The following is a 14,291-nucleotide window of genomic DNA, read 5'->3' as shown; positions in this document are numbered from 1 at the left end:
CGGTGAGGGCAGTTGTGCTATTGATTTGGCCATGGTGCAGATTTGCGCCGACGACCTCCAGACCCGCCGCGCAGGCGGGTTTTTTCATTTCCAGCTGCCCTTCAGCGATGCGCGGGACCTTGGTTGGCGCGGCGTCGCAAAACGGAATAGGAATTTTTTCTCAGAAAATCGTTGACTGGGTGAGGGCAGCTATGCTACATATTTGTCCATGGTGCTGATTTGCGCCAACGACCCGCCGCCGAGGCGGGTTTTTTGTTTTTGGCTCAATCAGACGTGTTGGCGGGACAGCGCCCCCTCTGTCTTGCCGGACATCTCCCCCTCTTTGGGGGGAGATTGGCCGTCATCTCGGGTTTCGCAAATCGCCAACGTAGCAGGCATAGCAAGGCGCTGAAGCTGCCAATCTCCCCCCTTGTGGGGGAGATGTCCGGGAGGACAGAGGGGGGCGCGAAGGAACGCCATCCTTTGCCCGACGACCCTTCGCAAACAGCGAGAAAAATCCATGGTCCGCTACGCCACGATCATCACCGACGATGGCGGCCGCGAGGTCGTCAGTGCCATTGGGGAGTTCGAGGGGGCGGCGCCGCAGGCGCGTCTCGGCCTTATCGAGCAGGTCGCGCCCGGCGTGCTGATCGGCATGGTGCGCGGCGGTCCGGTCGATGCGGCCGGCGGCTTCGGGTTTGCCCTGGGCTCGCTGGGTGGCCGCGACCGGGCGATAGGCGCGGCACGGCTGACGAAGCGGCTGCGCTTTGGCGGCCGATCCGGTGCAGCGGGTTCCGGCGCGGCGGGCTCGGAAGCGGCAATACCGCCCAGCGCGATAGAGGCGGAGGCCTGCCCGACAAAACCGGTGCGCGCGGCCAGCAAGCCGCGCAAGCGCGTCGCGCGGTCGAAATCCAAAGTGGCGAAATCCAAAGTGGCGAAATCCACGGCGAAAAGATCCGCCCGATCAAAATCCAAGGTGGTGAAATCCAGGACGACCACTGCAGAGACCGCAGGGGGCGAGCATGGCTGACAAGCCGCCGCCGGCTCGCCGGGCACCGAAGAGCCGGACCGCGACGCCCGCCACAAAGCTCGCCGCAAAACGCCGGCCGAAGCGCGCGAAAAAGACGCTGGGCGATGATTTCCTGGCCGCGGTGCGCGCCGATTTCCGCACCCATGGCGCCGGCGTAATTGCCGAGGTGCGTGCCGACAAGCCCGACCAGTATCTGAAGATCGTGCTTTCGGTGCTGCCCAAGGATTTACATGTTTCGATCAACCAACTGGACGGCTTAAGCGATGACGAGATCCGCAGCCGTATCCGCGGCCTCGAAGCCGCCCTTAAGCCGTTCCTCGAGGACCTCGGCGGCGAAGACGGAATATCTGGCGCTGCTGGCGGAACTGGACCGTAGGCGCCGCACTAACCAGCTCGCGGCCTACCGGCCCTACGCCAGACAAGCGGAGTTCCATGCCGCGGGTGCACAGAACCGCGAACGGCTGTTCATGGCCGGCAACCAGCTCGGCAAGACCAGGGCCGGTGGCGCCGAATGGGCCATGCACCTGACCGGGCGCTACCCCTCGTGGTGGCAAGGCAAGGTCTTTGACGGCGCGGTCCGGTTGTGGGCGGCTGGTGTGACCGGCGAAGGCACGCGCGACAACCCGCAGCGCGTGCTGGTTGGCCCGCCGCAGCAGCACGTGGCCTGGGGCACCGGCATGATTCCGGCCGACGCTATTGTGCAGACCATCATGGGGCGCGGCGCGCCGGGTGCGCTTGACAGCGTCGTGGTGCGCTGGGGCGGCGACGTGCAGGCCGATGAATCGGTGCTGTCGTTCAAGAGCTTCGAGAAGGGCCGCGAGAAATGGCAGGGTGAGACGCTGCACGGCGTCTGGTTCGACGAGGAACCGCCGCTCGACATCTATTCCGAAGGCCTGACCCGCACCAACGCCACCGGCGGCATCACCATCGTCACCTTCACGCCACTGCTCGGCATGTCGGATGTGGTGCTGTTGTTCCTGTCGGCGGAAGAGGTGGAGGGGATGGGCAAGGGGTGAGGGGTTAAGCGGCAGTGGCTTCGATGGCTTCTTGTCTTCGGCTTGTGCTGCCCCTCACCTGCCTGCCGGCATCCTCTCCCCGTATAGTGACGGGGAGAGGGGGCTGGCCGCAAACTCGGCTCCTTTGTTGCAACGCAGATTATTGGCGAAACCATTGGTGACGGCGTCCTTCTCCCCGTCACTATACGGGGAGAAGTGCCCGGCAGGGCGATGAGGGGCGGCGCGACGGTGACTAGAAAAGATCGCGCCTTAACAAAACGATACGCCCTCGTCTCGCAAGGTGATTCAGGAATACGCCATGACCCGTCACGTCACCTTCATGACCATCGACGATGCCGAGCATTATTCACGCCAGGAGCGCGCCGCGATCGTTGCCGCCTATCCGGCGCATGAGCGGGAGGCGCGGGCTCGCGGTATTCCGGTGCTGGGCTCCGGTCGCATCTTTCCGGTGGCCGAGGAATTGATCGCCTGCGCGCCGTTCCGGCTGCCGCGCTACTGGCCGCGCATCGGCGCGCTCGATTTCGGCTGGGACCATCCGTCGGCCGCGGTCGAGCTTGCCTGGGATACGGAGGCCGATGTCGTCTATGTCGCCAAGGCCTGCCGCGCTTCGCAGCAGACGCCGGCGATGCAGACGCTGACCCTGAAACCATGGGGCGAATGGTTGCCCTGGGCGTGGCCGCGCGACGGCCGCCGCGAGACGCTGGAAGGGGCGGGCGTGGCGCTCGCCCGGCAGTATGCCGCGCATGGGCTGAACATGCTGACCCGCCACGCGCAATTCCCGGACGGTTCGGTCTCGGTCGAGGCCGGGCTGATGGAGATGCTCGATCGCATGCAATCCGGCCGCTTCAAGGTGTTTTCGACGCTTTTGCCCTGGTTCGAGGAATTTCGGCTTTATCATCGCCGGGACGGCCAGGTTGTAAAACTGCGCGACGATCTGATGGCGGCGACCCGTTATGGCGTGATGATGCTGAGGGAGGCGGTGGTCGATCCGGCGGAGTTCAGGGTGCCGAGAAGGCCGGTGGGGCAGAGTGATCCGCTGGGGGCGTTTAGGTGAGAAGCGAGGTGCCGACCGGCGAACAGTGCACTGTCACCGTGATTCGTGGGTTACTCCACGATTTTCCAGTAAGAATCCTTGCGGATCACCTTGCCGTCGCGAAACGTGTAGAAGTCGCAACCTTGGACCTCCTTTCGCGTGCCCTCGCGGGTGGTGCCTGTGAGGGTCCATTTCGAGATGCCGGTATCGGCAGCCGCATCCACAAAATGCCTGGGGTTGCCGTAGTGGACATCGGGCAAGCCTTCGAAGCGTGTCGCCAGTGCGTCTCGTATGTTGCGTTTGCCCTCGCAACGCGTTCCCCAAGGCATGCTCCCCCTCGGCATCTCCAGGACGCAATCGTCGGCAAAGAACGCCATGATGCGATCGAGATCGTGCGCGTTGAAGGCTTCGCATAGCTCCGTCAGTGTCGATCGAATGTCCATTCGCCCGTCTCCTCCAGTCGTCGGTAGCCTGCGTGTTCAATGTCCGAAGTAGGTCACTGGCGCCGGGACCGGTCAAGTGCGCGGGCCTCCGAGACTCCGCCCGAAAGCGGGAAGCGCACCCCATCGCTCTGGCCTGTTCATGCCCCTCCGTATCATCCCCGCCACCTTGCGCGACCTCAGCTACATCGCTGCCAACCTGCGCCCCGAAGACCGCGCCGAGATCGACTGCCAGCTCGACCACTGGTCGCCGGCGTTGCTGGCGCTCACCGCGCTGCAGGGGTTTGCCTATGTCGCCGAGCTCGACGGCAATCCGGAGGCCGGCTTTGGCGCCGCCGAACAGCGCGGCGGGCTGTGGATCGCCTGGAGCTGGGGCACGCGCCGCATGAGGCGCTGCGTGCCTGGGATCACCGCGTTCTTTCACACCGTGCTTGGACCTCAAGTCGCGGCACGGGGCGCCTGGCGGGTCGAGGCCCGCGCCTTGGCCGCCAATCGACTGGCGTTGCGCTGGCTTGGCCGGCTCGGCGCCACGCAACGCAGCCTGCTGCCGGGCTATGGCAGGAACGGCGAAGATTTTTTTCTCTACGATTGGACAAGGGAAGGCTGGAACCATGTGCCTGTTTCAAAAACCACCGGAACTGAAGCGGCTGCCGCCGACGCCGACAGCCGAGGACAAGGACATGCAGGCGCGCGAGGCGGCGCTGCGGACTGAGCTCGAGCAGCGCCAGGGCTCGCTCAGCACCATCAAGACCGACCTCGCGCCGGCAAGCCTCACCGGCCAGCGCCGCGTGCTGCTGGGACTTTAGACCATGACCGCGATGAAGCGCAGTTTCCGCAAGCGCGTGCTGGCGTGGTGGTATTGGCGACGGCATGCTCGGCTGGTGAGAAGGCGGGGGTGAGGGCTCTTCCTTCTCCCCCTGTGGGAGAAGGTGGCCGAGCGAAGCTCGGTCGGATGAGGGTGTTAGAAGGGAATCATAGCCAAGCAGGCGTTTGGCCACCTGTTTGCCGCGGTTTTTCAGGGTGCCGGCAAGGCTTGTCGTCGTCACATCGACCTCCTCCAAAACCCGCCGCGAGAAACTCGTAGCACCGCCGGATGGGCAAAAGATGACAGGGTGCCGACGCGGAAGCTGCCAATCTCCCCCCCTCGAGGGGGAGATGCCCGGCAGGGCAGAGGGGGGCGTGAAGGAACACCAGCCTTTGCGATTTCGAAACAAGGTCCAAAGGCAACACACCAAAATGATTGCAGGTCGGCGGGACAGCGCCCCCCTCTGGCCTGCCGGCCATCTCCCCCTCAAGGGGGGAGATCAGCGGCTCCGGCGTCCGCTCATTTTCTTCCACGTCACCATCCCATTCCTCACCCCAGCGAGGCTGAACCCATGACCGATACCCGTGCCCGCGATATCCTGTCCCGCCAGTCCGAGCTCGAGAGCGAGCGCAGCCAGTATGAGGCGGTGTGGGAGCAGGTGGCGGAGTTCTGCGACCCCGACGCGCCCGACATCTGGAGCGGCCGCCGCGGAGGTGGGGCGGACTCGCAGGCCGAGCGGCAGGAGCGGCGCGGTGCCCGCGTTTACGCCAACACCATCAACTCGGCCGCCAACCGGCTCGCCGCGGGGCTGGAAAGCCTGATCATTCCGCAGTCGGAAAAATGGCACGGCCTGTCGACCGCGGAAATGAATGACCAGGAGACCGACGAGGAAAAGGAATGGGCGGAAGCCCTGCGCGATTTTCTGTTCTCGCTGCGCTACTCTGCCAATTCCAACTTCGTGCCGGCGACACAGGCCTGCCTGCGCAATGTCGTGCGCTATGGCCCGGCCTATCTCTATGCCGAGGAGGGGTTTGGCTCGACGCTGATCCGCTATGCCTCGATCCCTGTGGTCGAGGGGTATCTCAGCCGCAACCGCTGGGGCCAGGTCGACATTTTTCATCGCCGCTACGAGCGCACCGCGCGGCAGGCGGCACAGCTGCTCGGCTATGAAAGGCTGCCGATGCGCATCAAGGTGCTGGTCGACGATCCGGCCAAGTGCGAGACCAAGATCTCGCTTGTCCAGTGCATCCAGCCGCGCGACGAGCGCAAGATGTACCGGCTCGGCGGCCACACCCAGTATCTCGACACGGCGTTCGCCTCCTACCATGTCATCGAGGACGAGGAGGAGATCGTGCGGGAAAGCGGCTTTCGCACCTTTCCGGTGTCGACCTTCAACTGGCGCCGCTACGAGGGCGACCCGTACGGCATCTCGCCGACCATCGAGGCGCTGACCACCGTGCGCGAGGAAAACGCCGTGCGCCGCTCCGGACTGCGCGCGCTGCAGCAGATCACCGATCCGGCCACCGCCTCGAAAGCCCGGCTCGACTATGTGCCGGTGCTCAATCCGGGCGAGAATTATCCCGGCCTGATCGACGACAATGGCCGGCCGCTGATCGCGCCGATCTCGACCGGGCAGAACCCGACCTATGCCTTCAACTACGCGCAGAGCCGCGCCGACGAGATCCGCGACATGATGTTCGTCAATCTGTTCCAGACGCTGGTGCAGAATCCGCAGATGACGGCGACCGAAGCGCTGATCAGGCAAGAGGAAAAGGGCGCGCTGCTTGGGCCCTCCGGCTCGATCATCCAGGCGGGCTTCGCCACCAATCTCGACCGCGAGCTCGGCATTTTGGAGGACAAGGGGCTCTATGACGAGGGCAGCCGCTTCCTGCCGCCGGCGAGCCTCGCCGGCAAGGCGGTGCGGCCGACCTTCACCGGCCCGCTCGACGTGCTGCGCCGCTCGGCCGAGGCGCGCGATACCATCCAGGTGGTGACGACGGCCATACAGATGGCGCAGTTCGACCCCGGCGTGATGGACAACATCGACAGCGACGAGGCGATCAAGATCGTGCAGGGCGCCGGCCGCAGCCCGCAGCGCATTTTCCGCCGCAAGGAGGAGGTCGACGGCCTGCGCGATGCCCGCGCCAAGGCAAGCCAGGCCCAGGCCGGCATGGCGGCGATCGCCGCCGCCGGCAAGGCGGCCAAGGATGCGGTGCCGGCGGCCGTCCAGGCACGCGACAGCGGTTTGCTCGACGGGTTGCAAGGCATGCTACAGGGCGGGCCGGGGGATCCGGGCGCGGCGGGTGGCGGCGCATGAGCCGGAAACGCTTCGCCCATTCCGGCGAGGCCGGCGGCCCGGCCAAGGCCCGTGAGGCGCTGGCCAGGGCGTATCTCAGGGTGTTTTCAGGCGAGGACGGCGAGATGGTGCTGGCCGACCTCGCGGCGACGACAGGCTATTACCGCCGCCCGTCCTACGGCGAGTGGATGGCGCGGACCCGCACACCCAACGGCTTCGAGCTGCACAGCGCGCTCAGCAATGCACGCGCCGAAGTGGTGCAGCACATCATGGGATTTCTGACGCTGGACGAGGCGCAGCTACTGGCGCTGGAGAAAGCGGCAAGGTTGGAGGAATAGGTAGGGACGCTCAAGCTGCGTCCCTCTCCCCGTTCTACGGGGAGAGGATGTCGGCAGGCAGGTGAGGGACGGTGCCAGCATTCCAGAACGTTGCGCTGCCCCTCATCCCCCTGCCGGGACCTTCTCCCCGTGAACGGGGAGAAGGGGGCTGATACTCAATAATCGCCGTTATAATAGCGGTCGTCGCAGGGGGCGGTGTAGATGCGGCCGTCGCGGTCCTGGTAGCGGCACATCTGTTCGCCGCGGCGTTGCGGTTGCGGGGTGGTGGCCGAGCCGACAACCGCGCCGAGCAGGGCGCCGCTGGCCGCGCCGATGACCGTGCTCTTGGTGTTGCCGCCAATGGCCTGGCCGACGAGGGCGCCGCCGGCGCCGCCGATCAGCGCGCCGGTTCCGGCTCTCTGTTGGCCTTCGGTCTGTGCGCAGCCTGCAAGTGCTGCGGTCATCAGCACGGCGGCGATGGCTTTGTGAAAGTTCATATGAAGTCTCCCTTGAATGCCTGAAATCCCTATCGCTCGCCACGTGCCGCCGCATTGCGGCGGAACGGGGGCACCAGGCCTCACGATATAAGACAGGGTTTCTCGGGCGTTGATAAGCCGGAGCCCGAAAACACCTCATGCGAACAAGGCGGTAGCGCCGATCCTTGTCAGAATGATTCAGCCTTTGCCGGTTCGGCCTGGCTGCGCCGGCCCCTTCGCTATCGCTCCGGGCGTTCGTCGTTTGGAAGGCCAAGCAATTGGCTTCCCATGCGCTGCGCGCACCACTCCTCACTCAAACAATGGAGACATACCAATGACCCGAGGTCTTCCCCGCACACTTGTCCGCGCCGCCGCCCGCGAGGCCGGCCTTGCCCCGCCGAAAGCCGGCCTGAAGGCCGTCACCACAGGGCAGGGCGGCGCCTTCCGCACCGTTTTTTCGTTCAGTGCCATGCCCGTGCCGGTCACCGACGCGCTGGCCTATACCAGCCAGAAGATCTTTGATTTCACCGACGGCAAGGTGCGCATCAAGGGTGGCACGGCAAGGTTGCAGTTCGCTGTGCTCAGCCCCCGCGCGGCGACCGTCAACGACAATGCGGCCCTCACCTGGTCGCTCGGCTCGGCGCCGGCATCGAGCGCGACGCTGGCCTCGACCATGGTCAATGTGCTCGCCTCCACCGCCCGCACGCTCGACGGCGCCGGTGCGGCACCCTCCACCGCCTCGACCGCCGACATCGCCGCCGCCGCGACGCTGGATGGCACCGTCACGCCGGTCGATCTCTATCTCAACCTGGCCTTCGCCACGGGCACCGATATCGATGCCGACGGGACGATCGCGGTGACGGGTACGATCACGGTGCTGTGGGAGAACTGGGGGGATAATGTCTAAGCACTGACAACCTGGGCGATTGACGCAAGCGGGGATGACGCCGATCTCCCCCCTCGTGGGGGAGATGCCCCGGCAGGGCAGAGGGGGCGCTTCCCGCCAGCCAAGCAAGGCTTGGTTCCTCGCACCCGCCAAAGGCGAGGGAGAGGTGGCTGCGAAGCGGCCGGAGAAGGGGCTTTCGTAGGGCGCAGTCCCCTCTCCGTCTCGGCTTCGCCGAGCCACCTCTCCCCCACTTTCGTGGGGGCGAGGAACCCAAGCTGGAGTGACCGCTTGCGTTCCTTCGCGCCCCCCTCTGGCCTGCCGGCCATCTCCCCCACAGATTGGGAGATTGCAGCTTCGGCGACCGGCTCTTCTCTGAAAACACTCCAAGAAGGAAAATCTCACATGACAGATCTGGCAGACGCCGGGTCCGTGGCGGCGCGTGCGCAGCCGGCGGGCAACCCGGCACAGTCACCGGCTGGTGCGGACAATGGGTCCGCCGCGCCTGTCGCCCAAAGTTGGTTTGACGGTCTTTCCGAAGGCAACCGCAAGCTCGCTGAAACCAAGGGCTGGACCAAGCCTGAAAGCCTCGATCGGGTTTTCACGTCCTATGCGGAGCTGGAGCGGCAGCAGGGTGAGAGCCTGCGCATTCCCCAGCCCGACGCATCCCGGGAAGACTGGGAGAAGTTCCATGCCCGGCTGCCCGAGGCCATGCGTCCGGTCACCTCGTCCGAAAAGGTCGAGTACCGGCGCCCGGAAGGGTTGCCGGAAAACTTCGCCTATTCGGACGAACTCGCCCAGGCGTCCAAGGCCTGGGCGGTCGAAGCCGGTGCCTCGCCGAAGACCGCGCAGGCCTATCACGACAAGTTCGTCGGCTACATGGCCGAGCAGGCAAAAGCACAGGAGATCGCGCTCGCCCGCTCAGTCGAGGCCACGCATGACGACCTTGTCAGGGACTGGGGGCCGACCGACAGCGACGGCTTTCGCCGGAAGATCGAGGTCGCCAACCGGGCCATGAAGAAGCTCGGCCTGGTCGACGCCTACAAGGCGAAGGGCATCCTTCTGCCTGACGGAGCGCTGTCCGATCCGCAGATCGCCAAGGCGTTCCACGCCATCGGCGAGGCTATGTTCACGGAAGACACGATCGACGGCGGTGCTGCTTTCAGCGGAGCCAATCCGTTCAAGCGCAACGCCGCCGGCGAACGCAACATCTCGGCGATTTCAGCCCTCGTCAAAAGCGACCCCGCCCGTGCCCGGAGGCTGGCCCGCGAGGCCGGTGAGAATCCGGATCAGTGGATGCCGAACAATCCGCGCTGACGGTCGGTCAGCACTATTCGAATGCCTCTCATCCGGCCGCTTCGCAGCCACCTTCTCCCAGTGGGGAGAAGAGGCGCGCGCCGACGTCGCAAGTCTCCTCTCCCCTTGGGGGAGAGGTCAGCCGAGCGAAGCGGAGGCTGGGCGAGGGGGCGAAGCCACCAATCACAACCTGAAGGAAGAGAAAAATGGCAGATGCCTACACCCGTATCGCGGACGCGATCGTTCCGTCCGTCTATGCGCAATATGCGTTCGAGGAACATGTCCAGTCGCTCGAAATCTACCAGGCCGGAATCCTGTTTTCCGACCCGGCCATCGCCTCGAAACTGTCGATGGGCGGCCGCTCGGTCGACATGCCCGGCTGGAAGGATCTTGGCAACGACCCCTCCGAGCCGGTCAATGACGATCCTGCCGATTCGATCGAGATGAAGAAGGTCGGCTCGCGCCGCGAGGTCGCCGCCCGCAATGTCCGCGCTCAGGCGTGGGGCGTTCCGGACCTGACCTCGATCCTGGCAGGTGACGATCCGCAGAAGCTGATCGTCAAGCGGCAGACCGAGTACTGGCAGCGCGCCAACAAGCTGACCCTGCTCGGCATCCTGAAGGGCGTCGTTGCCGACAACATCGCCAATGACGGCGGCGATCTGGTGCGCACCACCGGCGCCTCCATCGTCGATACCGACATCATCGAGGCCGCCTATCTGATGGGCGACCGCGCCGACAAGTTCAAGACGATCTGGATGCACTCCAAGCAGATGAAGGCGCTGAAGCTCGCCGATCTTATCGACTATGTGCCGTCGTCGCAGCAGGGCGGGCCGCTGATCCCCTATTACATGGGGCTGCGCGCCGTCGTCGACGACGACATTCCCGTAGTGGCGGGCGTCTACACCGCGTTCATGTTCAAGGACAAGGCGATCCTGTGGAACGAGCTGGCGGTTAACACCGAAGGCGGGCCGCTGGAGTTCGATCGCAAGCCGCGCCAGGGCCATGGCGGCGGCGTCACCGAAATGGTCGGCCGCCGGCATTTCGTGCCGCATGTTCCCGGCACCCGCTTCCTCGACGCCTCGTCGGCCGGCGAGTTCGCCACCGATGCCGAGCTGGCGCTGGCGGCGAACTGGGACCGCACCGCCTCGAGCGTCAAGGCGATGACGTTCATCGCGCTGAAGACGACCGAGGCCTGATCGGGCGAGGGGCGGGGGCGTTGCGCCCGCTCCTTTCCAAAGCTGCGTTCCGCCGCGCCCCCCTCTGGCCTGCCGGCCATCTCCCCCTCAAGTGGGGAGATTGGCAGTTTCAAAGCGGGCCTCTTCTTCAATGTTTGAGATTGGCGAAGGCCGGCGTGACATCCGATCTCCCCCACCCGTGGGGGAGATGGCCGGCAAGACAGAGGGGGGCGCCGTAGAGCGCGACCTCTGATTATTGCCATCCAATCCCCAAGCCGCTCCCAGCGGCTTTTTCCATGCCCGACCTGTCCCCATAAACCCCGCTCACGGAGGCCTGACCCATGGCCATCACCCCGCTCGATATCGCCAACATGGCGCTTGCCGTGCTCGACGAGGCGCCGATCGACAGTCTCGACCAGGACGTCAAGGCGGCACGGCTCATCAACCTGCATTTCGACCTGACGCGGGAGGCGGAGCTGACCAAATATGCCTGGGTGTTCGCGATCCTGCGCGCCGCGGTCGCGGGCTCGGACATCGGCGGCGACGCGTTCAGCTTGAACTTCGCCTACGAGTTGCCGGCCGACTGCCTGCGGCCGCTGCCGCCGACCCGCAATGGCGAACCGGATGGCGTGCCGGTCTCGTGGCGGCAGGAGGCCGACCTGATCTACACCGACCAGCCCGGGCCGCTGCTGATCCGCTATGTCGCCAACCTCACCGATCCGAACGACTGGGACGCGCTGTTCACCGAAGTACTGGTGGCGGCACTCGCCATCAAGGTCGCGCATCCGCTGACCCACAAGTCGGGCATGATCGACATTGCCCGCTCGGCCTATGACCGGGCGCTGGACGCCGCGCTCAACGCCAGCGCCATCCAGCGCGGCGGCCGGTCCTACACCGCGTCGTGGGCGTACCAGCGCGGCGACAACAGGGTTGCGCCCGGCGACAGCAGGACCATGCGCTGATGACGACGCTCTATCCGGTCCAGGACGTCTTCACCCGTGGCGAGATTTCGCCGCGCCTGCACGCACGCGCCTCGCTCGATTTCTATCGGGCGGCACTGGCCAAATGCGAGAACTTCGTCACGCTGCCGCATGGCGGCATCCGCAAGCGCGGCGGCACCTACTTTGCCGGCGAGGTGAAGGTTTCGACGAAGAAGACGCGGCTGATCCCCTTCATCTTTTCGGCCAACCAGGCCTACGCGCTCGAATTCGGCGACCTCTACATTCGCGTCTACGCCTATGGCGCCCGCGTCGACACGGTCGAGGTGGTCACGCCATATCTCGAGGCCGACCTGTTCAACCTCCAGTTCGTGCAATCCGCGGACCAGATGTGGATCACCCATGAGACCTATCCGACCAAGGTGCTGACGCGCACCGCGCACACCGCATGGGCCCTGAGCGACTACCAGTTTCTCGACGGTCCCTATGACCCGATCAATGCCACGGCGACGGCGCTGGTCCCGTCCGACTACGGTTCGCTGACGCCGCCGATGACATCCAACGCCGCGCTAGGCGGCACGGTGTCCGGCTTCGGCGGGTCGGTGGACGCGTGGAAAGTGTTCGACAAGGACAGCGTCAGCCATGTCGGCACTGTCGGCGATACCGGTTCCGTCACCTACCGCACGGCCGGCGGCGCGCAGGTCATCGTCGAAAACTACACGCTGACCGCACGCTCGGGCGGCACCCAGGACAGGACGCCGACGAACTGGGTGCTCGAAGGGTCGAACAACGGCACGACATGGGTGGCGCTCGACACCCGAACCAGCGAGATCGGCTGGAACGCCGGTGAAACCCGCTTCTACGAGTTCGTCAACAAGACCGGATTTGAATACCATCGCTTCACCTGGAAGGCGATCGACGGCGCCACCGATGTCGACTTCGCCGAACTGACCTTCAACCGCGCCGCCGCCAGCCAGACGCCGTTCAACCTGACGGCCTCCTCCACCGTCGGCATCAATGGCGGCGCCGGGTTCCAGGCCAGCGATGTCGGCCGCGCTGTCCGCCTGTTCGGCTCGGACGGGCGCTGGCGCTGGGCCAAGATCATCGCCCGCACCAGCACCACCGTGGTCACCATCCAGCTTTATGGCTTCGCTCTGCCTGACCTCAGCCCTATCACCCGCTGGCGGCTCGGTACCTTCGTTCCCGGCAAATACGTCCAGTCGGGCTCGCTCTACGAGGAGCGCCTGGCCTTCAGCCGGAAATTCTCGGTCTATGCCTCGGCCACCGGCGATTTCGACAATTTCGCGCTCGGCGAGAAGGATGACGACGCGCTGGAGTTCGTGCAGGCCGGCGGCGGCCAGGCCAACGACATCGTCTGGATCGCCGAGTCCGACGGCGCGCTGCTGATCGGCACGTCGGGCGGCGTGCGTGCCCTGTCGGGCTCGGGCATCGACGAGGCGCTGACGCCGACCTCGTTCAAGAACCGGCGTTCGCGCACCTTCGGCTGCGCCCGCATCCGCCCGGTCGATGCCGGCCAGTCGTTCCTCTATGTCACGCGCTCGCGCAAATCGATCGCCGAGCTGACGCAGACCGCGCAGAGCCGTTTCACCTCCGATGATGTCGGCCAGATCTCCGAGCATATCCCGAAGCTTGGCGTGGTCGAACTGGCCTTCCAGACCGACCCCGATCCCCTGCTGTGGTTCCCGCTCGGCAATGGCGAGCTTGGTGGTTACACCCATCAGCCATCGCAGGATGTCAGGGGCATGCACCGGCATCGCCTGGGCGGCGACTTCGGCGGATTGGGCCGGGCGGTTGTCGAAAGTGCCGTGGTGACGCCCGGCCAGAACGGCAATGACGATCTCTGGCTGGTCGTCAAGCGCACCATCGGCGGCGCCACCAGGCGCTTCATCGAGATCAAGACCGCGCCCTTCGAATATGCCGCGATCGCCGACGCCTTCGAGGTCGATTGCGGCCTCACCTACTCCGGGGCGGCAGTGACCACGGTCGGCGGCGCCCTACACCTGGCCGGCCAGTCCGTCGACGTGCTGGCCGGCGCAAAGGTCTATCGCGGCCTGACTGTCAGCAGCGGTGGCACGGTGAGCTTGCCGGCCGGGTCGGCCGCATCCGCCAAATGGCAGCTCGGCCTGCCCTATGCGGCGGGCGCCGACACGCTGGAGCTCGATGTCGGCGGCCGCGACGGCTCCATCATCGGCCGCCGCAAGAAGGTGGCGAAGGTGATCCTGTCGCTGCTCGAGACCGACACCACGGGGCTCGAAGTGCAGTCCCTCATGCGCGGCCGCTGGGAGCCGGTGCGGATGCCCTCGATCGTCGCCCCGGATGGCGGGGCAACGCTGTTCACCGGCAATGTCGAGGTGCCGATCGACGACAGCTGGGAAGGGCAGGGAAGGGTGAGGATCCGCCACGTCAACCCGACGCCCTGCACCATCCGCGCTTTTACGCCGGTGTTCGACGCGGAGCCTTAGCCAACGTCTCATTCCCGCCAACCCCTCCTGCCGGACATCTCCCCCTCAAGGGGGGAGATTGGCGGTTCCACCGCTGGCGCCTCTTCTTGAACCTCTGTGATTGGCGAGAGCCGAAATGACGGCT

General features: G+C 65.6%; 14 protein-coding genes and 1 pseudogene. 13 read left to right on the top strand and 2 right to left on the bottom strand.

Translation table 11 applies throughout. The features are described 5' to 3' along the window. The first annotated feature begins 499 nt into the window (after positions 1-499). The 4 genes and pseudogenes from HNQ71_RS35010 to HNQ71_RS23940 all read left to right on the top strand — a co-directional run bounded on the left by HNQ71_RS35010 (position 500) and on the right by HNQ71_RS23940 (position 3,079). The gene (locus HNQ71_RS35010) at positions 500-1,009 is read left to right on the top strand and encodes a hypothetical protein (RefSeq protein ID WP_246461946.1); all 510 of its coding nucleotides are present in this window, start codon (positions 500-502) and stop codon (positions 1,007-1,009) included. Then, positions 1,002-1,385, top strand: a complete 384-nt coding sequence (locus HNQ71_RS23950) for a hypothetical protein (RefSeq protein WP_184875118.1) — start codon at positions 1,002-1,004, stop codon at positions 1,383-1,385. Before HNQ71_RS35010 ends, HNQ71_RS23950 begins: the two co-directional genes overlap by 8 nt. Then, positions 1,273-1,989: pseudogene (locus HNQ71_RS23945) on the top strand (terminase large subunit domain-containing protein); the annotation flags it as partial. The gene HNQ71_RS23950 and the pseudogene HNQ71_RS23945, both read left to right, overlap by 113 nt. A 334-nt stretch (positions 1,990-2,323) precedes the next feature. After that, entirely contained in the window at positions 2,324-3,079 is a 756-nt protein-coding gene (locus tag HNQ71_RS23940) for a phage terminase large subunit family protein (RefSeq protein ID WP_184875114.1), read from the top strand. A 50-nt stretch (positions 3,080-3,129) separates the two neighbouring features. Here HNQ71_RS23940 and HNQ71_RS23935 read toward each other — a convergent pair whose 3' ends face one another. Further along, positions 3,130-3,501, bottom strand: coding sequence for a nuclear transport factor 2 family protein (locus HNQ71_RS23935; protein WP_184875112.1), 372 nt, complete (start codon positions 3,499-3,501; stop codon positions 3,130-3,132). 139 nt (positions 3,502-3,640) lie between these two features. On the opposite strand from HNQ71_RS23935, the gene HNQ71_RS23930 reads away from it, so the two are divergent. From HNQ71_RS23930 to HNQ71_RS23920, 4 genes are all read left to right on the top strand, one after another. Further along, a complete protein-coding gene (locus HNQ71_RS23930; RefSeq protein WP_184875110.1) occupies positions 3,641-4,210 on the top strand; it encodes a hypothetical protein in 570 nt (189 codons plus the stop codon). Further along, entirely contained in the window at positions 4,179-4,304 is a 126-nt protein-coding gene (locus HNQ71_RS35565; protein ID WP_281391401.1) for a hypothetical protein, read from the top strand. The genes HNQ71_RS23930 and HNQ71_RS35565 overlap by 32 nt, the downstream gene beginning before the upstream one ends. A gap of 570 nt (positions 4,305-4,874) precedes the next feature. Further along, positions 4,875-6,620, top strand: coding sequence for a portal protein (locus HNQ71_RS23925; protein WP_184875108.1), 1,746 nt, complete (start codon positions 4,875-4,877; stop codon positions 6,618-6,620). Next, entirely contained in the window at positions 6,617-6,937 is a 321-nt protein-coding gene (locus tag HNQ71_RS23920; protein WP_184875106.1) for a Bbp19 family protein, read from the top strand. Before HNQ71_RS23925 ends, HNQ71_RS23920 begins: the two co-directional genes overlap by 4 nt. Positions 6,938-7,092: 155 nt before the next feature. Here the strand turns inward: HNQ71_RS23920 and HNQ71_RS23915 are convergent, their stop codons facing one another. Beyond that, positions 7,093-7,413, bottom strand: coding sequence for a YMGG-like glycine zipper-containing protein (locus HNQ71_RS23915; protein WP_095091384.1), 321 nt, complete (start codon positions 7,411-7,413; stop codon positions 7,093-7,095). Between the two features lie 313 nt (positions 7,414-7,726). Between HNQ71_RS23915 and HNQ71_RS23910 the strand changes: the two genes are divergently transcribed. From HNQ71_RS23910 to HNQ71_RS23890, 5 genes are all read left to right on the top strand, one after another. Further along, positions 7,727-8,299, top strand: a complete 573-nt coding sequence (locus tag HNQ71_RS23910; RefSeq protein WP_184875105.1) for a hypothetical protein — start codon at positions 7,727-7,729, stop codon at positions 8,297-8,299. Positions 8,300-8,680: 381 nt separating this feature from the next. Continuing rightward, positions 8,681-9,592 carry a hypothetical protein gene (locus tag HNQ71_RS23905; RefSeq protein WP_184875103.1) on the top strand — a complete coding sequence of 304 codons (912 nt, stop codon included), beginning with the start codon at positions 8,681-8,683 and terminating at the stop codon, positions 9,590-9,592. Between the two features lie 185 nt (positions 9,593-9,777). Continuing rightward, the gene (locus HNQ71_RS23900) at positions 9,778-10,767 is read left to right on the top strand and encodes a Coat protein (protein WP_184875101.1); all 990 of its coding nucleotides are present in this window, start codon (positions 9,778-9,780) and stop codon (positions 10,765-10,767) included. Between the two features lie 320 nt (positions 10,768-11,087). Next, positions 11,088-11,708 carry a phage connector family protein gene (locus tag HNQ71_RS23895; protein ID WP_184875100.1) on the top strand — a complete coding sequence of 207 codons (621 nt, stop codon included), beginning with the start codon at positions 11,088-11,090 and terminating at the stop codon, positions 11,706-11,708. Next, positions 11,708-14,167, top strand: a complete 2,460-nt coding sequence (locus tag HNQ71_RS23890) for a phage tail protein (RefSeq protein WP_184875098.1) — start codon at positions 11,708-11,710, stop codon at positions 14,165-14,167. Before HNQ71_RS23895 ends, HNQ71_RS23890 begins: the two co-directional genes overlap by 1 nt. Positions 14,168-14,291: the final 124 nt, after the last annotated feature.

Origin of the sequence: Mesorhizobium sangaii (assembly GCF_014207355.1) — a bacterium.
Classification (GTDB): domain Bacteria; phylum Pseudomonadota; class Alphaproteobacteria; order Rhizobiales; family Rhizobiaceae; genus Mesorhizobium; species Mesorhizobium sangaii.
Note: the sequence above shows the minus strand (reverse complement) of the source record. Positions and strands in the feature narration are given on the sequence as shown.

Excerpts from the sequence above, each read along its gene's own strand:
- HNQ71_RS35010 (WP_246461946.1), top strand. The coding sequence starts at position 500 with ATGGTCCGCTACGCCACGATCATCACCGACGATGGCGGCCGCGAGGTC.
- HNQ71_RS23950 (WP_184875118.1), top strand. The coding sequence starts at position 1,002 with ATGGCTGACAAGCCGCCGCCGGCTCGCCGGGCACCGAAGAGCCGGACC.
- HNQ71_RS23940 (WP_184875114.1), top strand. The coding sequence starts at position 2,324 with ATGACCCGTCACGTCACCTTCATGACCATCGACGATGCCGAGCATTAT.
- HNQ71_RS23935 (WP_184875112.1), bottom strand. The coding sequence starts at position 3,501 with ATGGACATTCGATCGACACTGACGGAGCTATGCGAAGCCTTCAACGCG.
- HNQ71_RS23930 (WP_184875110.1), top strand. The coding sequence starts at position 3,641 with ATGCCCCTCCGTATCATCCCCGCCACCTTGCGCGACCTCAGCTACATC.
- HNQ71_RS35565 (WP_281391401.1), top strand. The coding sequence starts at position 4,179 with ATGCAGGCGCGCGAGGCGGCGCTGCGGACTGAGCTCGAGCAGCGCCAG.
- HNQ71_RS23925 (WP_184875108.1), top strand. The coding sequence starts at position 4,875 with ATGACCGATACCCGTGCCCGCGATATCCTGTCCCGCCAGTCCGAGCTC.
- HNQ71_RS23920 (WP_184875106.1), top strand. The coding sequence starts at position 6,617 with ATGAGCCGGAAACGCTTCGCCCATTCCGGCGAGGCCGGCGGCCCGGCC.
- HNQ71_RS23915 (WP_095091384.1), bottom strand. The coding sequence starts at position 7,413 with ATGAACTTTCACAAAGCCATCGCCGCCGTGCTGATGACCGCAGCACTT.
- HNQ71_RS23910 (WP_184875105.1), top strand. The coding sequence starts at position 7,727 with ATGACCCGAGGTCTTCCCCGCACACTTGTCCGCGCCGCCGCCCGCGAG.
- HNQ71_RS23905 (WP_184875103.1), top strand. The coding sequence starts at position 8,681 with ATGACAGATCTGGCAGACGCCGGGTCCGTGGCGGCGCGTGCGCAGCCG.
- HNQ71_RS23900 (WP_184875101.1), top strand. The coding sequence starts at position 9,778 with ATGGCAGATGCCTACACCCGTATCGCGGACGCGATCGTTCCGTCCGTC.
- HNQ71_RS23895 (WP_184875100.1), top strand. The coding sequence starts at position 11,088 with ATGGCCATCACCCCGCTCGATATCGCCAACATGGCGCTTGCCGTGCTC.
- HNQ71_RS23890 (WP_184875098.1), top strand. The coding sequence starts at position 11,708 with ATGACGACGCTCTATCCGGTCCAGGACGTCTTCACCCGTGGCGAGATT.